This is a genomic window from Eikenella sp. NML120348 (assembly GCF_001648435.1).
Classification (GTDB): domain Bacteria; phylum Pseudomonadota; class Gammaproteobacteria; order Burkholderiales; family Neisseriaceae; genus Eikenella; species Eikenella exigua.
The window spans coordinates 323,645-343,817 of the sequence record NZ_LXSP01000001.1; the positions used below are offsets into that span (position 1 = coordinate 323,645).

Genomic DNA, 20,173 nt, shown 5'->3' on the forward strand with positions numbered 1-20,173 from the left:
CAAAGCCCATAACGGCTGTTGCCGGCGGATGGAAAACCCATCGCCGGCAACAGCCGTTTTTTCAGGTAGCCTTTTGGGTTTCAGGTAGCCTTTTGGGTTTCAGGTAGCCTTTTGGGTTTCAGGTAGCCTTTTGGGTTTCAGGTAGCCTTTTGGGTTTCAGGTAGCCTTTTGGGTTTCAGGTAGCCTTTTGGGTTTCAGGTAGCCTTTTGGGTTTCAGGTAGCCTTTTGGGTTTCAGGTAGCCTTTTGGGTTTCAGGTAGCCTTTTGGGTTTCAGGTAGCCTTTTGGGTTTCAGGTAGCCTTTTGGGTTTCAGGTAGCGTGTAGCTTGAATAACATATTGCCTGCGCGGAAGTGAATACAGGCTACCTGAAACTATGTCTGGATGGTTTGGAGGCTTACCAAAGCTAATACCGAGCAACTTTATTCTGCAAACAAAGGCTACCTAAAACTATTTCAGGTAGCCTTTGTACATTCCGTACCAATCAAGCCGCAGGCGTTTTGCCTTGTTGGCCTTTGATGATGCTCATGCCGGCGGAGACGAGGCTGCCGATGTCGGCCACGTTGGCGGGCATAATCAGGGTGTTGCCTTCTTTGGCCAGTTTGGCGAAGGCGTCTACGTATTGTTCGGCCACTTTCAGATTAACCGCTTCGTTGCCGCCGGGCTGGTTGATGGCGTCGGCCACCAGGCGGATGGCGTCGGCGCTGGCTTGCGCCACCAGTTTCAGGGCTTCGGCTTCGCCTTGGGCGCGGTTGATGCGGGCCACTTTTTCGCCTTGCGAGGCGTTGACGGCGGCTTGGGCTTCACCTTCGGATTTTTTGATTTCGGCTTCGCGCTCGCCCGAAGCAAGGTTGATTTGCTCGATTTTCAAGCCTTCGGATTGGGCGATGCGGGCGCGTTTTTCGCGTTCGGCGGTGATTTGCGCCTGCATGGCGCGCAGGATTTCCTGCGGCGGCACGAGATCTTTGATTTCGTAGCGCAATACTTTCACGCCCCAAGATACGGCGGCTTCGTCGAGCGAGGCGACCACGGTGCGGTTGATGTCGTCGCGCTCTTCAAAGGTCTTGTCCAGTTCCATTCGGCCGATGACGGAGCGCAGGGTGGTTTGGGCAAGCTGGGTGATGGCGGTGATGTAGTTGCTGGAGCCGTAGGAGGCGAGTTTGGCGTCGGTTACTTGGAAGTAGATGATGCCGTCTACGGTGAGCTGGGTGTTGTCGCGGGTGATACACACCTGGCTGGGCACATCGAGCGGGATTTCTTTGAGCAGGTGTTTGTAGGCCACACGGTCGAGGAAGGGGATGAGGAAGTTGAGGCCGGGGTTGAGCACGGCATGGAAGCGGCCGAGCCGCTCCACCACATAGGCTTCCTGCTGCGGCACGACGGTGAAGGCTTTAAAGCCGAATACAACGATAACGGCAAATAGGATTGCCAGGGTAACGATATCCATCAGTTTTCCTCCAGAGGTTGCAAAATCAAGATATTGCCGGATTTCCCGGCGATGCGCGCGGCTTGCCCGGCCTGCGCAGGGAAGGGGGCTTCGGCCTGCCAATAGGTGCCGCGATATTGCACGAGCCACAGGCTGCCGGATTGGGGCTGGTGCAGCAGCACGGTGTTGCCGATGTCCAAATCGCCTTCAGCATCGGCGGCGTGGGCGCGGCGGTTGCGCCGGATGCGGTATACGGCGGCGATACCGGCCGCGGAAAGCAGCACGGCCACCAGCAGCGATACGCCGCTGCCCGCGCCGAACCAGGCGGCCACGCCTGCGCCGAGCAGGGCGATGCTGGCCACCAGCAGGTAGAACGTGCCGCTGAACATTTCGAGAACGAACAGGGCGGCTGCGGCGATAAACCAATACCAATAGCGCATGAGCTGCTCCTTTCTTGTGTGGTTGGGGCTTGAGCTTTGCTGAAACTCTGCTTGGGCTATACCAAGACATTGTTTAAGGTAGTTTCAGGTAGCCTTTAGCCTGCCGGATGAGGCTACCTGAAAACGGCCTGCTCAAAGTTTTTATTACTTTTGGCCGGGTTTCAACTTTTCGTTGAAGCAGAGGCGTTGGCTTTGTAGAAACGCTGTTTCACTCGTTTCGGGTAGCCTTTGGATGGTTGGTAAGGCTACCTGAAAAGCTCAGCTGCACCGAAGTTAATATTGTACAGACCAGCTCAGCCTATGCCTGTACTTCCTGCAAACGGGGCAGGGCGGCAGTAAGGTCGATGCCGGCAGCGGCGGCGGTTTGCACCAGTTGGCGCGGGTCTGCGCCTTGGGCGGCTTGCCCCATGGCCCACAAGAAGCTGCTGCGGGTGCCGCTGCGGCAGTAGGCGAGGGCAGGCGCGGGGTGGTCGGCCAGGTGTTTGGCAAACTGTGCGGCAGCGGCGGCATCGATTTGCGGCATCAGCATGGGCTGGTGAATAACGTGCCGGATACCGGCTTCGGCCGCCCAGTGGCGGATTTGATCAAAGCTGGGCTGGCCGGGCTCTTCGCCGTCGGGGCGGTTGCAGATGATGGTTTGCACGCCGGCGGCAGCGGCGGCGAGAATGTCTTGGCGGCTGATTTGCGGAGAAACAAACAGGCCGGGGGCAAGGGTGGGGAAGGGGGCTTGGTTTGACATGGTTTTCCTTGATTATGAATGGTTTGGTTTGGCTCGGACGAGCTCGATGGATTCTTTGGCAGTGAGGTGGTCGATTTCTAAAACCATCACTTTCACGTAATCAAAATGTTTGCCGATATAGGGTAGGAGGCCGTTTTGGTCGGGGGAGTATTTGTGCCCCACGGCTTCGAGTGCGGCCTGTTTTTCGGCGGGGTCGGTAACGGTGCGTACCGTGCCGAACACGATGGCGCTGCGGAAATAAGTGGTGAATTCCTGCGGCACGATGTCGTTGAGATCCACCACGCAGAAGGAAACGTGGTTGTCGTGCGCAAGCAGTTCGTGTTTATGGCCTGCGGGCGCGCCGTGCAGGATAATTTTGCCTTCGTGGTAAACATAGCTGATCGGCACGGCATAGGGATAACCGTTGTCGCCGTGCAGCGCAAGTACGCCGGATTTGCCGCGCTGCAAAATGGCGATGGCTTCTTTGTTGGATAGCTGCTGGTTTGCGTGCTTCATTTCTCTGAAAGACATGATTTTCTCCTCCGTTAAGCTTAGGCAAGCCGGTTTCAGGTAGCCGCTCACAGGGGAATGATACCAAATTCCACGCCTGAATGCTGGGCTCAAACAGCTTGGAGGCTACCTGAAAATAGAGCGGCGGCAGGGCACAGCACTTGGTTTGCAGGCGGCGTGGGCGTCTATATAATGGCAGCTGTTTTCTATGTCTGCTTACTTAAGGAGGTTGCCATGCACAAACCGCCGTTTGCCCGCACCATTTTGCTCGCCTTATTATCCGTATCCGCCCTGCCCGCGCTGGCAGACAATGCCCAGCGCCTTCATCAGACCTGTTCGCGTTATTTGGACGAACAGCCGGATTATTATGAATCCCGAAGTGCCCGCTTCAGCTTACGCGCCATGCCGCAGGCAGCGGTGAAGAACCATTCTGTGACTTCATATGAAGCAGCGCCTTCAGCTGCGCCCGCAGTGCAGGCGACAGCCGATTTAGGCTCCGAAGGCTCATATAGCATAATTAATAGCGAGAAGAGGATGGTGAATGCGGGCGCGGCTGCCCCGTCACGCCAAAACACCGAGCGCTACGGCCATTATGAGCCCAACCCCGTGCACGCCGTGGCCGAGCAGCCCGTTTCCACCTTCAGCATTGATGTGGACACCGGCAGCTACGCCAACATCCGCCGCTTCCTCACCCAAAGCGGCCGCCTGCCGCCCGCCGATGCCGTGCGCATTGAAGAAATCATCAACTATTTCGACTACGGCTACGCCAAGCCTGCCGACGGCAAACCTTTCGCCGTGCACACCGAAACCGTGGATTCCCCCTTCCGCAGCGGCGCCAAGCTGATCCGCATCGGCATTCAGGCCAAAGAGGTGAGCCAAGCTGCATTGCCGCCGGCCAATCTTGTGTTCCTGGTGGACGTGTCCGGTTCCATGTATAGCCGCGACAAACTGCCGATGGTGAAATACACCCTCTGCACCCTCGCGCACCAAACCCGCGCCCAAGACCGCATCACTCTCGTTACCTATGCCGACGGCAACAAAGTCGTGCTGCCGCCCACCCCGGGCAACCAGCGGCAGAAAATCCTCGCCGCGCTCGACAGCCTGAAGGCAGGCGGCTCCACCGCCGGCGAAAATGCCATCCAACAGGCCTACCAAGCCGCCCAGCGCGCCTATATCCGCAACGGCATCAACCGCATCCTGCTCGCCACCGACGGCGATTTCAACGTGGGCATCACCGATTTCAGCACCCTGCGCAGCATGGTGGCTGAAAAACGCAAAAGCGGCATTTCGCTTACCACGCTCGGCTTCGGCAGCGGCAACTACAACGAACGGCTGATGGAACAGCTGGCCGATGCCGGCGACGGCAACTATAGCTACATCGACAGCCCCGAAGAAGCGCAGAAAGTGCTGCACCGCCAGCTCTCCTCCACGCTTGCCACCGTGGCGCAAGATGTGAAAATCCAAGTGGAATTCAACCCCGCCACTGTGAAGGAATACCGCCTGATCGGCTATGAAAACCGCATGCTCGCCCGCGAAGACTTCAATAACGACCAAGTGGACGCAGGCGACATCGGCGCCGGCCACAACGTTACCGCGTTGTATGAAATCATCCCCGCCGGGCAAACCGGCTGGCTGCCGGAAAGCCGCTACCAAGCCGCGCCCGCCGCCAACGATAAAGCCGCCAGCGAATACGCCTTCATCAACCTGCGCTACAAACTGCCCGGCCAAAGCAACAGCATCCTCATCAACCGCCCCGTGGTCGTGGGCAGCAAACCGCTCGCCCAAGGCAGCAACGCCACCCGCCAAGCCGTGGCTGCAGCCGCCTTCGGCGAACTCTTGCGCGGCGGCAAATACAGCGGCAACTTCGGCTGGCCGCAAACCCTTGAGCTCGCTCGCAACGCCCAATCCCCCGACCGCCACGGCCTGCGCCGCCAGTTTGTACAGCTGATTGAAAAAGCACAACAGCTGAGCAGCAAGCCGCAGTAAGGTTTCAGGTAGCCTTTGCCTGGTTGGAAAGGCTACCTGAAAATTAAAACTGGTAGGTTGAATACTCATGCCCTGCAAGCATGTTGTAGGGCGATTTTCTGTTTGCTCCTATATTTTCAGGTAGCCTCTTACTCCAACCCCAAAGGAACCCCCATGCCCATTTCCCCAAACATTTTCAAAGCATACGACATCCGCGGTATCGTTGGCCAAACCCTCACCGAAGAGACTGCCGAGCAAATCGGCCGCGCCATCGCCACGCGTGCTGCCAGGCAAGGCCTGCGGCAGATTGCCGTAGGGTGTGACGGCCGGCTCAGCGGCCCGGCATTGCAAGCGGCGCTGATGCGCGGGCTCACCGCTGGCGGGCTGGAGGTGGCCGATGTGGGCATGGTGGCCACGCCCATGCTGTATTTCGCCGCCGTGCAGCATTGCTCCGGCAGTGGCGTGATGATTACCGGCAGCCACAACCCGCCCGATTACAACGGCTTCAAAATGATGCTTGGCGGCAATACCCTGGCCGGGGAAAGCATTCAAGAGTTGCGCGGCATCATTCAAGCGCAGGATTTTGTTTTAGGTAGCCCGCAAGGCAGCGTGCGCCGTTTGGATGTGGCAGACGAATATATCCAGCACATCGCCGGCCATATCCGACTGCAGCGGCCGATGAAAGTCGCCGTCGATGCCGGCAATGGCGTGGCCGGAGCGTTTGCCGGGCGGCTGTATCGTGCGCTGGGTTGCGAAGTGGAGGAGCTGTTTTGCGAAGTGGACGGCCATTTCCCCAGCCACCATCCCGACCCCGCCAAGCCCGCCAATCTGCAAGACCTTATCCGTGCCGTGCAGGCCGGTGCAGCCGAAGTCGGCCTTGCTTTCGACGGCGACGGCGACCGCCTCGGCGTGGTTACCCGCAGCGGCAGCATCATCTATCCCGACCGCCAGCTGATGCTGTTTGCGCAAGACGTGCTCGGGCGCAACCCCGGCGCTAAAGTGATTTACGACGTGAAATCCACTCGCCTGCTGGCGCCGTGGATTAAGCAGCACGGCGGCGAAGCGGTGATGAGCAAAACCGGCCACAGCTTCATCAAAGCCGCCATCAAGCAACACGGCGCGCTTTTGGCGGGCGAAATGAGCGGGCATGTGTTTTTCAAAGAACGCTGGTTCGGCTTCGACGACGGCCTCTACGCTGGTGCGCGCCTGCTGGAAATCCTTTCAGCCAGCCCCAATCCCAGCGCCGTGCTGGAAGCCTTGCCGGAAGGCGTGTCCACCCCCGAATTGAATATCGCCCTGCCCGAAGGCGCTGATGGCCACGCATTGATTGCCGATTTGGCTCAGGCCGCCCGGTTCGACGGCCTGCAAGAGCTGATTACCATCGACGGCCTGCGCGCCGAATTTGCTGACGGTTTCGGCCTGCTGCGCGCTTCCAACACCACGCCGGTGTTGGTGTTGCGCTTCGAGGGTGACAACCCGGCCGCGCTGGCGCGGATACAGGCGCAGTTCAAAACCCTGGTGGAACAACACGGCGGCTTGCAGTGGCCGTTGTGAAACCGAGCCGGATAAAGCAAACCGCACCGTGGCAATACGGTGCGGTTTGGTTTTCAGGTAGCCTGATCGTTTTAGGCACACGCTGGCTAGGGTCTATTGGTATTTAATACTGAATCGTGCCGTTAGCGGTTTGCTGCACGGTGCTGCTGCCCGGGCTGTCGAACACGGGCTCGGGGCTGCCTGCTTTTTCATAGGCAGCGGCGCGTGCCATCGCGGGAACGGCCAGGGATTGTTCGTTTTGCTGCAACGATACTTCCACCACGCGGTAGCCGCTACCGCCCATGCTGCGGCTGAGGGTGTCGGCGCGTTTGCGGAAGTTTTGCAGGGCTTCGATGGCGAGGCTTTCTTCAATTTGGCGGCGGCTTTCCGGCTTGAGCGAGAAGCCGATGCCGTTGATGGCGGCTTCGTTGCTGCTTTCGGCAATCAGCTTGCCGATGGCTTGGAAATCGCTGCCGGAAACGCGCAAGATGGCGATGTCTTCCCAAGGGCGTGCGCCGTTGCGGTAGCTTTGGTAGGCGTGGCGGCCTTCCAGCTTCACTTCTGCGCCGGAGAGGCGGCGGGCGCGGCTTTGCAGGATGTTTAAGCGGCGTGTGGTTTCGGCGGCAGCCTGGGCGGGATTGGCGTGGGTGAAGGAAACTTTCAGGCGCACGGTCATCCAGTTGTTGGGCACGGTGCGGCTGGCGGTTTCGCTGAATTTGAGCAGGTTGTAGTTGAGCGGTTCGGCTATCGCGGGAGCCAGGCTGAGTCCGGCCAGCAGCGCGGGCAGGAGGAGGGCGGTTGTTTTCATAAGCGTTTTCCTGTTGGTTGGGGCAGGGTGATTATAGGGAACAGCTATGCCGAAGGCTACCTGAAAACACTTCGGGTTTGCCTGCGCCAAGGTTTTCAGGTAGCCTTGCGCGCCATCTGATCGTGAAAAGGAAATGCCGTGATTACTGTGAACACTTTGCGCAAAATGAAGCGCGAGGGCGAGAAAATCGCCATGCTCACCTGCTACGAAGCCAGCTTTGCCGCGCTGATGGATGCGGCGGGGGTGGATATGCTGCTGGTGGGCGATTCGCTGGGCATGACGGTGCAGGGGCAGAAATCCACCCTGCCGGTGAGCCTTGCCGATATGTGCTACCACACGGCGGCGGTGGCGCGCGGCAGCAGCAATGCACTGATCGTGAGCGATTTGCCGTTTGGTGCCTACCAGCAGAGTAAGGAGCAGGCTTTTGCCGCTGCGGCCGAATTGATGGCGGCAGGGGCGCATATGGTGAAGCTGGAAGGCGGCGCCTGGATGGCGGAAACCACCGAGTTTCTGCAGCTGCGCGGCATTCCGGTGTGCGCGCACATCGGGCTCACGCCGCAGTCGGTGCATGTGTTTGGCGGCTATAAGGTGCAGGGCAAGGGCGATGTGGCGGCGCAGGCGCTGCTGAACGATGCGCTGGCGCACGAGAAAGCCGGCGCGGCAGTGGTGCTGATGGAGTGCGTGCCCGCTGCTTTGGGCAAACAAATTACCGAAACGCTGGCCTGCCCCACCATCGGTATTGGCGCGGGAGTGGACTGCGACGGGCAAGTGCTGGTGATGCACGATATGCTCGGCGTGTTCCCCGGCCAAACGGCGAAGTTTGTGAAAAACTTCATGCAGGGGCGGGATAGCATTCAGGCGGCGGTATCGGCTTATGTGCGCGAAGTGAAGGAGAAAACCTATCCCGCGCCAGAGCATACCTTTGCAGCTTGAGGCAGGCTAAATAAAGTGAGGCTACCTGAAAGCGCAGCGCCGCTTTTGCCAAGCTGAATTCGGATTGTCTTGTTATTATTTTCAGGTAGCCTCGCGATTGAGCCAAAAGGCTACCTGAAAACCTTAGCCAAACCATTCCAATTTTTAATCAACAAAGAAGATAGAGCAACCATGCTGCACCGCACCCCCGCCGGCAGAAAATTGCCCGGCTTGTGCACGACCACGGCTTTATGTCGGTGGAAGAGCTGGCGCGCAGCCTAAACGTGACCCCGCAAACCATCCGCCGCGATATCAACGTTTTGTGTGAACACAATATCCTGCGCCGCTACCACGGTGGCGCCGCGCCCGGCAGCAGCGTGCAAAACGAAGACTACGACACGCGCAAAAACAAGCTGCAAAGCGAAAAAGCCCACATTGCCGACCTGATTGCCGAGCACATCCCCGACAACGTTTCCCTGTTTATGAGCATCGGCACCACCATCGAAGCCGTGGCGCTGGCGCTGGTGAAAAACCATAAAAACCTCTGCATCATCACCAACAATATCCACGTTGCCTCTATCGTGTCCGGCCGGCCGGACTACACCGTCATCATCACCTCCGGCGTGGTGCGGCCGGTGGACGGCGGCATCACCGGCGTAGCCACCATCGATTTCATCAATCAATTCAAAGTGGATTACGCCATCCTTGGCGCCTCCGGCATCGAAGCCGACGGCTCGCTGCTCGATTTCGACTACAAAGAAGTGAGCGTGATGCAGGCCATGATGGCCAACGCCCGCCACTGCTACCTGGCCGTAGACCACAGCAAATTCGGCCGCAACGCCTTGGTGCGCATAGGCGACGTAACCGAATTTCACGCCCTGTTTACTGACGAGCCGCCCAGCGCCAGCCTGTGCAAAAAACTGGACGACGCGGGCGTGCGCTGGCATTTGGCGGCCAAAGAAGGAGAAGAATAGGGCGGCAGGCTACCTGAAAGAGGTTCGGCATAAATTTTCAGGTAGCCTTTGATTAAGCCGATACGGCTCTGAACGCCAAGCTTGAATAAAGCGAAAATGCCGTTTGATGATTGAAAAAAAGGTATTCACGCGGCAAGAAACTGGCGGCTGTACCAGCTTTGCAGTATATTTTGCTTAAATTGATTTTGTTACGGAGAACACACCATGTCGATATTGAAAAGGCCGGAAGAAGTGATTATGGCAGTGCTGGGTGCGCTGTTCGTGGTGCTGACTTATGCGGCAGCATCCTATTTCGGCGCACAGGGGCAAACCGCGCTGCTGGTGGCGGTGCTCACGCTGATTGTGCTGCTGCCGGCGTTTTTGCTGTGGCAACGCAACCGCGCAGCTTGGCTGTGGCCCTGCCTCCTCGGCCTGCTGGCAGCTTGCTGGTGGCCGTATTTCGATGCCCGCGGCGAGCAATCGCTGCCGGTGGGCTTGTTGCAGCAGGATGCAGCGGCTGCGGTTTCAGCCCTGCCTTGGTATGCGGGCTGGACGTTTAAGCTGATCTTCGCGGCGCTGCCAGTGCTGGTGGGGTATGGCTGGATAGTGTATCGGCGGTATTATCGGAAGAAAAAACCGATATAAGCATAGCCGGAATTTGAATAGGAAAAAGGCTACCTGAAAATTTAGCTTCGCAGAAATTTTGCTGCATTGCGTTTTCAGGAAGCCTTTTTGCTTTGCCTTTCATATCAAATCATCTTGCCTTGACCAGGAAAATCATTCTTTTTTGATTTGGCACAATAATTTACTTAATAAAACTAGAATGATAGCAGTTTCCAATTTGAGTTCTATATTAATTAAGATTTATTATCACAGTAAACCTAGGCAAGGAATAATCAAAACAATTTCTTTCTAGGCCTCCTAACTCCACTCCAGAAAGCCCAACTATGTCCACCACTCCACTCTCCCAGCTGCGCAAAGGCGCGGTTGCGCATATTGATTCCATTGTCCCCAATCCCGTGTTCGGCGAACTCGATGCCTTGGTATCGCGCCGTTTGGCGGATTTGGGTTTTTCCGGCGGCATGCCTTTGCAGGTGATTGCCGTGGGCGGCTTCGGGCGCGGGCCGTTTGCGGTGCGCCTGGGCAACCAGTCGCAGTTTTCGCTGCGGCACGATGAGGCAGGGAAGATTATGTGCCATTTGGTCGATGCGGAACAAAAACAGCCTGCACCTTGAAGGCTACCTGAAAATATAGCGGATTAAAATTGCCATGATACGGCGTTGCCAACGCTTTTATGTACTCTCCGTACACGGCAACCGTTGCCGCCTTGCCTCATTTTTATTTTCATCCGCTATGAAAAAGCAGCCTGCACGCGGCAGACAGAAGAAAAATCGAGAAAATCAAAAAGGAAATACGATGGAACTGAGCTATTTCGCCCTCATCGGTGCGCCGAACTGCGGCAAAACCGTGTTGTTCAACGGGCTGACCGGCGCGCACGCCAAAGTGGCCAACTATCCGGGCGTAACGGTGGACAAGCGCGAAGGCGCGTTTTTGGACGACGAAGCCGTGCGTATTGTCGATTTGCCCGGCACATACAGCCTGCGCACCACCAGCCCCGACGAAGCGGTGGCGAAAGACGTGGCCGTGGGCAAACTCGGCATTCCGCCCGATGCCATCATTGCCGTGGCCGACGCGACCAATCTGCGCATGACGCTGCGCATGATTTTGGAACTGAAAACGCTGAAACTGCCGATGGTGGTGTCGCTGAACATGAGCGATGTGGCGCAACGGCGCGGGTTGAATATCGACGCGGCCAAATTGAGCGAACTTTTGGGCGTGCCCGTGTTGGAAACCGTGGCCGTGAGCGCGTCGGGCGTGCAGGCGGTGCGCGAAGCCGTGGCGCAGTTGCCGCGCAAACGCTCGTTTCCCGCCAACCCCGCTTCCGCCGAACGCACGTTGGACGAATTGGACAGCGACGCGCTTTATCACGAAGTCGAATCCATTTTGGCGCAAGTGGTGCGCACGGAAATGACCCTGCCCGCCTGGCACAAAAAATTGGACGAAATCGTGCTGCACCCCGTGTGGGGCGTGGTTTTGCTGATGGTTATCCTGTTTATGGTGTTCCAAGCGGTGTACACCTGGGCCGCGCCGATTATGGAAGCCATCGAAGGCGGCTTCGGTTGGCTGGGCGAATGGGTGGCCGCCAATATGCAGCCGGGCATTTTGAACGATTTAATCGTGAACGGCGTGATTGCCGGCACGGGCAGCGTGCTGGTGTTCCTGCCGCAGATTACCATCCTGTTCGCCTTCATCCTTCTGCTGGAAGACTCGGGCTACCTGCCGCGCGCCGCGTTTTTGCTGGATAACGTGATGGCGAAAAGCGGCTTGTCCGGCCGTTCGTTCATCCCGCTGCTGTCCAGCTTCGCCTGCGCCGTGCCCGCCGTGATGTCCGCCCGCACCATCCACGACCCGCGCGAACGGCTGGTCACCATCGCCGTCGCCCCGCTGCTCACCTGCTCCGCGCGGCTGCCCGTGTATGCGCTGATTATCGCCGCCGTCATCCCCAATCAAACCGTGTTCGGCATATTCAATCTGCAAGGGCTGACGCTGTTCGTCCTCTATATTGCAGGCATCCTGTCCGCCGCACTCGCCGCCTACCTCATGAAACGGCTGGCGCGGATTAAGGGCAACGTACAGCAATTCCCGCTCTTGATGGAGCTGCCCACCTTCCGTACACCCAACTTCAAACACATCCTGACCAGCCTGTGGGACAGGGTGAAAGCCTTCCTGAAACGCGCGGGTACGATTATTTTCGCGCTGACCGTGATTCTGTGGGGCTTGGTGAGCTGGCCTGCGCCGCCCGAAGGCGCAACCGGCGCGGCAATCGATTACAGCCTGGCCGGTATGATCGGCCACGCCATCCAGCCGCTGTTCGCACCGCTGGGCTTCACTTGGGAAATGTGCATCGCCATGATTCCGGGCATCGCCGCACGCGAAGTGGTCGTCGCCGCGCTGGGCACGGTGTATGCCGTGGGCGCGTCGTCCGAAGACGCAGTGCAGAACGCGCTGATTCCCATTGTCCACAGCAACTGGGGCCTGCCTACCGCCTTCGCCTTCCTGGCCTGGTATGTCTATGCTCCCATGTGCGCCGCCACTTTGGCCGTGATTAGGCGCGAAACCAAATCGCTGAAACAAACCGCCATCATCGCCGGCTATATGTTCGCGCTCGCCTACCTCGCCGCCTTCGTTGTTTACCAAATTAGTTCAAGGATTTTGTGATGCTTCAATATATTATCGTCGCCCTCATCATGCTTGCCAGCGCGTTCTTCCTGCTGCGGAAGTTTGTGTTCAAACCGAAAAAAACGAAACACGATTGCAGCAGTGGATGTGGGAAATGCGGGGGCTGTGGGTAAGATTGTTGTTTAGTTGATTTTGATGTAAGGAAAAGCAGCCTGCATTTTAGATGGGTAGAGTGCAGGGTGTTTGTGGTAAGAAGGCTACCTGAAAAATTTCAGGTAGCCTTCTGCTGTAGTTAAGAACACATTTTTATAAGGGCAGCTTGCCGTCTTAAAAAAGTTACTTGAATCTTCTAGGTAGCCTTTAATCTGGCCAAGCTCTCATTTTCAACGCCCGGTATGCATAACCAGGCATTGTTCTTGCCGTTGCAGGAAGACTTCGCTGCCGCCGAGTTTGTCCAACTGCTGTTTCGGTGAAAGCTTCGGCAGGCTGCGGAGATCTTCCGTGCTGAGTTTTTGCACCGACTCTTCCCACAGGCAGCAGCAGTAGGGTTCAAGCACGCGCTCGCTTTGGCCGGCAAGGCCGTTTTGGCCAAGTTGGCTTGCCATTGCGGTACGGCGGGTATATTTTGGACAGGCTTCCACGATGCGGCAGCTGATGCCGTCCTTATCCGGCGCATAGAAGCGCAGTATGAGGGCAAAGGTGAGTGTCAACACCACCGTTACCACATTCCAACCGATGAGGGGGCAGCGTTTGTGGCGGTCGGATTCATCGGCTTGAATCTCAGCCATGCAGGCTTTCCATGCGCAGCATCATCACGGGCTGGAAAACGTGCTCTAGCGCTTCGATTTTGGCGATAGCGGCCTTGATGTGCTTTTCTTTAGACTGGTGGGTGAGAATCACGATTTCGGCATTTTCGTGATTGATTACACCTTTTTGTAGAAGAGCTTCGATAGAGATGCCCTGTTCGGCAAGGATGCGGCCGATATCGGCCACCACGCCAGGTCTGTCTTGTGCCGATACACGCAGGTAGTAGTTACTGGTGATTTCGTTTATCGGCAGCACGGACAGCTCTTCGTTGTTGCGGAAGGCTAAAGGCGGCACACGCTGTTCGTTGGCAGCGTGAATTAGGCGGGCGGTATCAATGATGTCGGCCACCACGGCGCTGGCGGTGGGGGCTGCACCAGCGCCAGCGCCGTAATACAGGGTCTCACCCACCATGTTTGATTGCACTAGTACAGCATTCATCACACCTTCCACCTGTGCCAGCAGACGGCATTCGGGCACGAGTGTGGGATGTACACGCAATTCAATGCCTTCTTCGGTTTTGCGGGTGATGGCCAAGAGCTTGATGCGGTAGCCCAGCTCTTCGGCGTAGCGGATGTCTTGGCTTTCCAGCTTGTTAATGCCTTCCAAGTAGCAGTGTTGGAAATTAATCGGCGTGCCGAAGGTCAGCGCAGACATAATGCTCAACTTGTGCGCCGCATCGTGGCCTCCGATGTCGAAAGTCGGGTCGGCTTCGGCGTAGCCCAGCTCCTGTGCCTGTTTGAGCACTTCGGCAAACGGGCTGCCGTGGGCGCGCATATTGCTCAGAATGAAGTTACTAGTACCGTTGATGATGCCAACCACCGATTTGATACGGTTGGCGGCCAGGCCTTCTCGCAGGGCTTTGATAATCGGGATGCCGCCGGCCACTGCTGCTTCAAACATTACCATCACGTTTTTTCCCGCCGCCAGTGCGAAAATTTCATTGCCGTATTCAGCCAGCAGTTTTTTGTTGGCGGTAACCACGTGTTTGCCGTTTTCGATGGCACACAGCACCACTTCGCGTGCCGTATCCGTTCCGCCAATCAACTCTACCACAATATCCACATCCGCACTGCGGGCTACCTGAAACACATCGTCTGACACTATGGTATCTGGCGGACATAATTTGCGGATGCAGCCAGTGTTGCGGCTGGCGGCCATGCTGATACGCACCTCCCGCCCCAGGCGACGCGTGATTTCCTGCACGTTTTCTGCCAACAGTTTGACCGTACCACTGCCGACGGTGCCCATCCCTAAGATGCCGATTCTGACTGGTTGCATGCTGATTCCTTGTTATGATTACGGCTGTGCCGAGTGCCAATTTGCCGTTTTGCTCTGAACATGCCGGCCTACCATACGGGCAGCCAAGCTGATAAACAATAAAATCCGAAAGCGGACAGAAAGCCGCTATCTTAGCTGAAAACCCCGCTTTTTACACCTTTTAATAGAAACACTTACACTTTTAACCACACTGCCTCAAAGCCAAGCGTTTCAATCTCCTTGCAGCCTATGCTTTCAGGTAGCCTCCAACCCATTCAAACACAAACAAATTATGCTGATTCAAGAACACCAGCCCGCTTCCGCCTGCCACATCGGCCACTATCAACGCGGCCAAATCGAAATCGATGGCCACATCTACCGCCAAGCCGTATTGCTTGACGGCAGCGGCAGCGTGCAAACCGTCAACCTTCCCTCCGCAGCCGAACTGCAAGCCGCAGACCTTGCCCGCGCCGCCGCAAGCCAGCCCGAAGTGATCCTCATCGGCACCGGCGAGCGGCAACAGTTTTTACACCCACGCATTGCCGCTGCTGCAAGCGGCATCGGCGTGGAATGCATGCCCACCGCCGCCGTCGTGCGCACCTATCTTTTGCTGCAAAGCGAAGGCCGCCGAGTATGGGCATGGCTGTGGCTGTAACACAGCAAGCAAGATAGCGCAGAATTTTCAGGTAGCACTCATAGTGCACAGAAGGCTACCTGCAAACCATTTATCTACTTACACCGATGTGCAGCAATGGGGCAACCGTGGCAAGGTAGTACTCGCCGGCTTCGAAGGCAACGTAACCCCGCCGCTCAGCGCCGACAAGCTGAACTTCAGCACCAACTTTACCTATTTCCAGCGTAATGAAGAGAAGTTCTACGGTAATCCCGTATCGATCGTGCCCAAATACACCATCAACAGCGCGCTCAACTGGCAAATTACTCCCGAATGGGACTTAAACGCCACCTACACCCACTACAGTCGCCAAAAAATCGGCTCTCGGCCCACCCTATTCATCGACGTGTACTACGAAAACGGCGGCAGCAAGCTGAAGGAACACGAATTGGACAGCTACGACGTGTTCGGGCTCAACGTCGGCTACAACTGGAGAGATACTGTCAGCCTGTGTGCCGGGGTGAACAACTTGTTCAATAAAACCATCCTGCGCGCCGCCGGTACCTACAATGAACCACTTCTTCTTCAACGCCCGCTATTCGTTTTAAAGGCTGATTGTTAAGTAATCTATTCAACGCAACATGAAAAAGGCTACCTGAAACTTCAGGTAGCCTTTATTCAGCTTATTCAACCCTATGCACCGTCGTCTAAATGATCCGGCCGAGCGAGGATGGTGCGTTTACCATTTGTATCGGCAGGGGAGACGATGCCTTCGGCTTCCATTTGATCCACCAGGGTGGCGGCTTTGTTGTAGCCGATGCGCAGGTGGCGTTGGATGGAGGAAATGGTGGCTTTTTGCGTACGCAAAACGATGGCGACAGCTTCGTCAAACAGGGGGTCTTGGCCGCTGTTGCCGCTGCCGCTGTTGGCATTGCTGAACAAATCGTCGCTGCCCACGCCGGAGGTAAGGATGTCTTCCACATAATCGGGCGCACCGAAACCTTTGAGGTATTCGGTCACGCGCTGCACTTCACTGTCGGCCACGAAGGCACCGTGTACGCGCTGCGGGTAGCCGGTGCCGGGCGGTAGGAAGAGCATATCACCTTGACCGAGCAGGTTTTCTGCGCCCATTTGGTCGATGATGGTGCGGCTATCCACTTTGGAGGCTACCTGAAAAGCGATGCGTGTGGGGATGTTGGCCTTAATCAGGCCGGTAATCACGTCTACGCTGGGGCGCTGGGTGGCAAGGATGAGGTGGATGCCGGCAGCGCGGGCTTTTTGGGCGAGGCGGGCGATCAGCTCTTCGATTTTTTTGCCGGAAGTCATCATCAGGTCGGCAAATTCGTCCACGATCACGACGATGTGCGGCAGGCGGACGAGCGGCTCGGGGTTGTCGGGGGTGAGGCTGAAGGGGTTGGCCAGCCGTTCGCCGCGGACGGTGACATCTTTGATTTTCTGGTTGTAGCCGGCGAGGTTGCGCACGCCCACATGGCTCATCAGGCGGTAGCGCTTTTCCATTTCGTTCACGCACCAGGTGAGCGCGTTGGCAGCAAGTTTCATGTCGGTTACCACCGGCGCGAGCAGGTGCGGGATGCCTTCGTACACGGAGAGCTCGAGCATTTTCGGATCGATCATGATCATGCGCACTTCGTCGGGTGTGGCCTTGAACAGCAGCGATAAAATCATGGCGTTCACGCCCACGGATTTGCCCGAGCCGGTGGTGCCGGCTACCAAGAGGTGCGGGGCTTTGGCGAGGTCGGTTACCACCGGCTGGCCGGTGATGTCCTGACCCAGCGCGAGGGTGAGCTTAGATTTGCTTTTGGCAAACACCGGTGAGTTGAATACTTCGCTTAGGCGAATCATCTGCCGTTTGGGATTAGGCAGCTCTAAGCCCATACAAGTTTTGCCCGGGATGGTTTCCACTACGCGGATGGCAGCCACGCCGAGCGAGCGGGCAAGGTCTTTTTCCAGGTTAATCACCGAGTTGCCACGCACGCCTACATCGGGCTCGATTTCGTAGCGGGTAATCACCGGGCCGGCATAAGCATCCACCACGTTTACTTTCACGCGGAACTCGGCCAGTTTTTCTTCGATTTTGATGCTGTTGTCCAGCAGCTGCTCTTCGCTGAGAGTGGCTTCATTATCGTATTGCGGCGGCAGGAGCAGCTCGTTCATCGGCACATGATAGTGGCCGAAATCGGCATACGATATGGCGGAAACGGCCGAAATCGGCGTGGGCTGCGGCGGCAGGTCGGGCAGGGGAGGGATGCCGGGCGCGGCAGTGGGAGTAGGGTTTGCCCACGCGGCTTGCGCCTGAGTTTCGGCTGCACCTTGCTCCAAGACCTGCTGCCATTCGTTGCCGTTATCGAATTCGATGGCGGGTTCGGCAGCCGGTGCTTGTTCGGTGAGCGAGAGGTCGGGGCGGAAGTGATGCTGGATACCGACTTGGTCGGCGGTGTCTGAATACGTTTCAGCGGTATCGTCGCTCACAGTTTCAGTTAAGCTCCAAGGCGGGCTGTCTTCAACGGTGCTTTGCGGGAAAAAAATCGGCGGTTGTTCGGCGGGCAGCGCCGACTCCTCCTCAGCGGGCGGGGCGTCAGGGCTTTCGGGCGCAGCGCCATGATTGAAAGGGGTAAAGCGGGTGGATATTGGCAGCGGCTGAGCCTGCTGGGGCGGCATAGCCGTCGGCACTTGTGCGCCCTGGCTGTGGTTCACGCGCGCAGCGGCGGGAATCACGCTCTCGCGCACGGTTTGGCGTTTGAAGCGGCTGCGCTGGCGATTGGCCGGGGCATCGGTTTTAGCCAGATTAGCCAAGATTTCTTCTTCATTGATTACCGGCAAATCGGGCTGCTGCGGGGCAATGGCCGGTTGGGGGGCGGGCTGGGGCTGCCGGCGCGCACGCAGTCGCTGGCGCAGAAGGTTGTTGCGGATGTCGTCGGGGCTGATGGTGTGCCGCTCTTCGGCAGGTTTTTCAGGCACAGGCTCGGCCACGGGTGGCAGATGGGCTTGGATTTTTTCGCGCACATACTGCACAGCGGGATCGGCCGACGTGATTTCTTCGCGCGGCTCGGCGGTGGGGGAGGGGGCTTTAATCGGCCAGTTCAGCACCACGGGTTCCAGCGGTTTGGCTTCGGCTACTTCGTTTTTGTGCAGCATACGCGTGGCTTCGGAAAGGGAAATGATGCTCGGCTCGGGTTGGCTTTCTTCGTGTTCGATGCTTTCAGGTAGCCTGTGGCGGGTGGCTTCGGCTTCGGTAATTACCGGCAAATCGTCATCGGGAGCGGATAAATCGTGGATTTCCGGCTCGGCGGCGGTATTGGTTTCGGTTTCGGCTGTGTGGGAGCTATCAGTGTTGTCAACCTGTTCAGGAGTCGCATCAACGGCGGTTTCTGCCAGCAAGGCAGCTTCCGCGGCGGCTGTTTCTTCTTCGGTGGGACTGAAAATCGGCAGCTCTTCTTGGTTTTCGCTCACGTTGCGGCGACGCGCTTTTTTCTTTACGCCGCCGGCAAGCAACTCGATTTTGCGCTGCAATTCGTCTTGCACTTTTTGATAGTGCAGCTTCACTTGGGTTTGTGTACGCTGCGGCAGCACATTGGGGCGGGCAGGCTGCTGCTGCGGGGCGTTTTCCGCTTCGGTATCAGTGGATTGCTTGTTGTTTTGGTGCCGGTTGAGATAGGTAAACTCCAGCAGCCATTCGCGCTCTTCACGCGCACGCCACCACAAGAGCACGGCGATGCCGGCCAACAACAGAATCAGCAGAAAAACTAAAAACATAAACAGCGGCTCCCGAATTTGGCGCAAAGGTAGGTATTTTAACGTGTTTCCCGCCGAAATTAAACCTTGTGGCCTGGGTAAAAACTCGACTTTGGCGCATTTCTGCGTGATGTGCTTCCCGATGGCCTGCCTATCTGTATGATATGTTTGCGCGTTCTGTGATGCTGGCACTTTGATTGTTGCTCAAATCTAAGGCTTTACAAAGATCTCCGCCCGCATATTGCGGGCGGAGGGGGATAACCAAACGGTTTACTTCTTTGGAATATCAAAGGTGGATTTCGATATTGTCGATGAGGCGTGTGTTGCCTAAACGTGCGGCGGCCAACACCACCAGTTCGCTATCGCCAACATGGGCTACCTGAAGATTGCCTGCGTGGCGGATTTCCACATAGTCCACTTGCCAGCCGGTCTGTTTCAGGTTTGTTGCTGCCTGTTGTTCCAGCGCGGCGTAGTCGCGATTGCCGTTTTCCACCGCGCGGGCAATGGCCTGCAATTCGCGGTAGAGCTGCGGAGCCTGTTTTCGTTCGGCTTCGTTCAGGTATTGATTGCGGCTGGAGAGCGCCAGGCCGTCGGCAGCGCGGCCGATGTCCACTGGCACGATTTCCACCCGAAAATTCAAATCGGCAGCCATGCCTTGCAGGATGGCCAGCTGTTGGTAGTCTTTTTTGCCGAAGCAGGCGTAATCGGGTTCAACGATATTGAACAGCTTGGTCACCACGGTGGCTACGCCGCGGAAATGCCCCGGGCGGAATGCGCCGCACAGCTCGTTTTGCAGATGGGGCGGCTCCACGTTGTATTGCTGAGCCACGTGCGGATACAGCTCTTGTTCGCTCGGTGCGAAGAGTACGGCTACGCCTTCGCCAGTCAGTTTGGCGGCATCCTGCTCCAGCGTGCGCGGGTAGCGGTCGAAATCCTCGCCATGGCCGAATTGCAGGCGGTTGACAAAAATGCTTACCACCACCTTGTCTGCCCGTTTGGCCGCTTCGCGCACCAAGGCCAGATGCCCTTCATGCAGGTTGCCCATGGTGGGCACGAATGCCACGCTGCCGGCTTCGCGGCGCCAGTCGCGCAGTTCTTGAATGGTATGGATAATTTTCATGGCTGGTTTGCCCTATCAATAAAATGCGGCGCAGTATACTCCGCCATGCTGGGAGAGGCTACCTGAAAAACAGGTGGTGGAGTTGTAGGTAGCCTTCATTATGGGGTACAGCATAGAGCGT

General features: G+C 57.3%; 19 protein-coding genes. 10 read left to right on the plus strand and 9 right to left on the minus strand.

Annotation, left to right across the window (positions count from 1 at the left end):
* Positions 1-481: 481 nt before the first annotated feature.
* From A7P99_RS01530 to A7P99_RS01545, 4 genes are all read right to left on the minus strand, one after another.
* Positions 482-1,444: an SPFH domain-containing protein gene (locus A7P99_RS01530; RefSeq protein ID WP_023886699.1), complete on the minus strand. Its 963-nt coding sequence runs from the start codon at positions 1,442-1,444 to the stop codon at positions 482-484.
* Positions 1,444-1,863: an NfeD family protein gene (locus tag A7P99_RS01535; RefSeq protein WP_067446803.1), complete on the minus strand. Its 420-nt coding sequence runs from the start codon at positions 1,861-1,863 to the stop codon at positions 1,444-1,446. Before A7P99_RS01535 ends, A7P99_RS01530 begins: the two co-directional genes overlap by 1 nt.
* Positions 1,864-2,161: 298 nt before the next feature.
* Positions 2,162-2,602: a TIGR01244 family sulfur transferase gene (locus tag A7P99_RS01540; protein ID WP_067527659.1), complete on the minus strand. Its 441-nt coding sequence runs from the start codon at positions 2,600-2,602 to the stop codon at positions 2,162-2,164.
* Positions 2,603-2,614: 12 nt separating this feature from the next.
* Complete coding sequence (locus A7P99_RS01545; protein WP_067446807.1) at positions 2,615-3,112, minus strand: pyridoxamine 5'-phosphate oxidase family protein; 498 nt, start codon at positions 3,110-3,112, stop codon at positions 2,615-2,617.
* A gap of 213 nt (positions 3,113-3,325) precedes the next feature.
* On the opposite strand from A7P99_RS01545, the gene A7P99_RS01550 reads away from it, so the two are divergent.
* Both A7P99_RS01550 and A7P99_RS01555 read left to right on the plus strand, forming a co-directional pair.
* Positions 3,326-5,077 (plus strand): VWA domain-containing protein, encoded by a 1,752-nt coding sequence (locus A7P99_RS01550; protein WP_231863699.1) that lies wholly within the window; start codon positions 3,326-3,328, stop codon positions 5,075-5,077.
* A 153-nt stretch (positions 5,078-5,230) separates the two neighbouring features.
* Positions 5,231-6,610 (plus strand): phosphomannomutase/phosphoglucomutase, encoded by a 1,380-nt coding sequence (locus A7P99_RS01555; RefSeq protein WP_067446810.1) that lies wholly within the window; start codon positions 5,231-5,233, stop codon positions 6,608-6,610.
* Between the two features lie 103 nt (positions 6,611-6,713).
* On the opposite strand, the gene A7P99_RS01560 is transcribed toward A7P99_RS01555, so the two are convergent.
* Positions 6,714-7,397 carry an SIMPL domain-containing protein gene (locus A7P99_RS01560; protein ID WP_067686278.1) on the minus strand — a complete coding sequence of 228 codons (684 nt, stop codon included), beginning with the start codon at positions 7,395-7,397 and terminating at the stop codon, positions 6,714-6,716.
* Positions 7,398-7,535: 138 nt separating this feature from the next.
* Between A7P99_RS01560 and panB the strand changes: the two genes are divergently transcribed.
* The 6 genes from panB (at position 7,536) to A7P99_RS09520 (ending at position 12,675) form a co-directional block, all read left to right on the plus strand.
* Positions 7,536-8,330 (plus strand): 3-methyl-2-oxobutanoate hydroxymethyltransferase, encoded by a 795-nt coding sequence (gene panB, locus A7P99_RS01565; RefSeq protein ID WP_067446814.1) that lies wholly within the window; start codon positions 7,536-7,538, stop codon positions 8,328-8,330.
* Between the two features lie 230 nt (positions 8,331-8,560).
* Positions 8,561-9,283, plus strand: a complete 723-nt coding sequence (locus A7P99_RS01570; RefSeq protein WP_067527665.1) for a DeoR/GlpR family DNA-binding transcription regulator — start codon at positions 8,561-8,563, stop codon at positions 9,281-9,283.
* 204 nt (positions 9,284-9,487) lie between these two features.
* Positions 9,488-9,907, plus strand: coding sequence for a hypothetical protein (locus tag A7P99_RS01575; protein WP_082881513.1), 420 nt, complete (start codon positions 9,488-9,490; stop codon positions 9,905-9,907).
* 302 nt (positions 9,908-10,209) lie between these two features.
* Entirely contained in the window at positions 10,210-10,497 is a 288-nt protein-coding gene (locus tag A7P99_RS01580; protein WP_067446818.1) for a FeoA family protein, read from the plus strand.
* A 181-nt stretch (positions 10,498-10,678) separates the two neighbouring features.
* A complete protein-coding gene (locus A7P99_RS01585; protein WP_067686281.1) occupies positions 10,679-12,541 on the plus strand; it encodes a ferrous iron transporter B in 1,863 nt (620 codons plus the stop codon).
* The gene (locus A7P99_RS09520; RefSeq protein WP_003783835.1) at positions 12,541-12,675 is read left to right on the plus strand and encodes a FeoB-associated Cys-rich membrane protein; all 135 of its coding nucleotides are present in this window, start codon (positions 12,541-12,543) and stop codon (positions 12,673-12,675) included. Before A7P99_RS01585 ends, A7P99_RS09520 begins: the two co-directional genes overlap by 1 nt.
* Before the next feature lie 210 nt (positions 12,676-12,885).
* On the opposite strand, the gene A7P99_RS01590 is transcribed toward A7P99_RS09520, so the two are convergent.
* Together A7P99_RS01590 and A7P99_RS01595 are read right to left on the minus strand one after the other, a co-directional pair.
* Positions 12,886-13,290, minus strand: a complete 405-nt coding sequence (locus A7P99_RS01590) for a hypothetical protein (protein ID WP_067446822.1) — start codon at positions 13,288-13,290, stop codon at positions 12,886-12,888.
* Complete coding sequence (locus tag A7P99_RS01595) at positions 13,283-14,587, minus strand: homoserine dehydrogenase (protein WP_067527667.1); 1,305 nt, start codon at positions 14,585-14,587, stop codon at positions 13,283-13,285. The genes A7P99_RS01590 and A7P99_RS01595 overlap by 8 nt, the downstream gene beginning before the upstream one ends.
* Positions 14,588-14,858: 271 nt before the next feature.
* On the opposite strand from A7P99_RS01595, the gene A7P99_RS01600 reads away from it, so the two are divergent.
* A complete protein-coding gene (locus A7P99_RS01600; protein ID WP_067446826.1) occupies positions 14,859-15,221 on the plus strand; it encodes an Mth938-like domain-containing protein in 363 nt (120 codons plus the stop codon).
* 43 nt (positions 15,222-15,264) lie between these two features.
* Positions 15,265-15,801 (plus strand): TonB-dependent receptor domain-containing protein, encoded by a 537-nt coding sequence (locus A7P99_RS01605; RefSeq protein WP_231863700.1) that lies wholly within the window; start codon positions 15,265-15,267, stop codon positions 15,799-15,801.
* A gap of 71 nt (positions 15,802-15,872) precedes the next feature.
* On the opposite strand, the gene A7P99_RS01610 is transcribed toward A7P99_RS01605, so the two are convergent.
* Complete coding sequence (locus A7P99_RS01610) at positions 15,873-18,953, minus strand: DNA translocase FtsK (RefSeq protein WP_082881514.1); 3,081 nt, start codon at positions 18,951-18,953, stop codon at positions 15,873-15,875.
* A 265-nt stretch (positions 18,954-19,218) separates the two neighbouring features.
* On the minus strand, positions 19,219-20,052 hold the full coding sequence (panC, locus tag A7P99_RS01615; protein WP_067527671.1) for a pantoate--beta-alanine ligase: 834 nt from the start codon (positions 20,050-20,052) through the stop codon (positions 19,219-19,221).
* Positions 20,053-20,173 lie beyond the last annotated feature (121 nt).

Bases quoted from the DNA above. Each gene is read 5' to 3' on its own strand.
- A7P99_RS01530 (WP_023886699.1), bottom strand. From the start codon at position 1,444: ATGGATATCGTTACCCTGGCAATCCTATTTGCCGTTATCGTTGTATTC.
- A7P99_RS01535 (WP_067446803.1), bottom strand. From the start codon at position 1,863: ATGCGCTATTGGTATTGGTTTATCGCCGCAGCCGCCCTGTTCGTTCTC.
- A7P99_RS01540 (WP_067527659.1), bottom strand. From the start codon at position 2,602: ATGTCAAACCAAGCCCCCTTCCCCACCCTTGCCCCCGGCCTGTTTGTT.
- A7P99_RS01545 (WP_067446807.1), bottom strand. From the start codon at position 3,112: ATGTCTTTCAGAGAAATGAAGCACGCAAACCAGCAGCTATCCAACAAA.
- A7P99_RS01550 (WP_231863699.1), top strand. From the start codon at position 3,326: ATGCACAAACCGCCGTTTGCCCGCACCATTTTGCTCGCCTTATTATCC.
- A7P99_RS01555 (WP_067446810.1), top strand. From the start codon at position 5,231: ATGCCCATTTCCCCAAACATTTTCAAAGCATACGACATCCGCGGTATC.
- A7P99_RS01560 (WP_067686278.1), bottom strand. From the start codon at position 7,397: ATGAAAACAACCGCCCTCCTCCTGCCCGCGCTGCTGGCCGGACTCAGC.
- A7P99_RS01570 (WP_067527665.1), top strand. From the start codon at position 8,561: ATGTCGGTGGAAGAGCTGGCGCGCAGCCTAAACGTGACCCCGCAAACC.
- A7P99_RS01575 (WP_082881513.1), top strand. From the start codon at position 9,488: ATGTCGATATTGAAAAGGCCGGAAGAAGTGATTATGGCAGTGCTGGGT.
- A7P99_RS01580 (WP_067446818.1), top strand. From the start codon at position 10,210: ATGTCCACCACTCCACTCTCCCAGCTGCGCAAAGGCGCGGTTGCGCAT.
- A7P99_RS01585 (WP_067686281.1), top strand. From the start codon at position 10,679: ATGGAACTGAGCTATTTCGCCCTCATCGGTGCGCCGAACTGCGGCAAA.
- A7P99_RS09520 (WP_003783835.1), top strand. From the start codon at position 12,541: ATGCTTCAATATATTATCGTCGCCCTCATCATGCTTGCCAGCGCGTTC.
- A7P99_RS01590 (WP_067446822.1), bottom strand. From the start codon at position 13,290: ATGGCTGAGATTCAAGCCGATGAATCCGACCGCCACAAACGCTGCCCC.
- A7P99_RS01595 (WP_067527667.1), bottom strand. From the start codon at position 14,587: ATGCAACCAGTCAGAATCGGCATCTTAGGGATGGGCACCGTCGGCAGT.
- A7P99_RS01600 (WP_067446826.1), top strand. From the start codon at position 14,859: ATGCTGATTCAAGAACACCAGCCCGCTTCCGCCTGCCACATCGGCCAC.
- A7P99_RS01610 (WP_082881514.1), bottom strand. From the start codon at position 18,953: ATGTTTTTAGTTTTTCTGCTGATTCTGTTGTTGGCCGGCATCGCCGTG.
- panC (WP_067527671.1), bottom strand. From the start codon at position 20,052: ATGAAAATTATCCATACCATTCAAGAACTGCGCGACTGGCGCCGCGAA.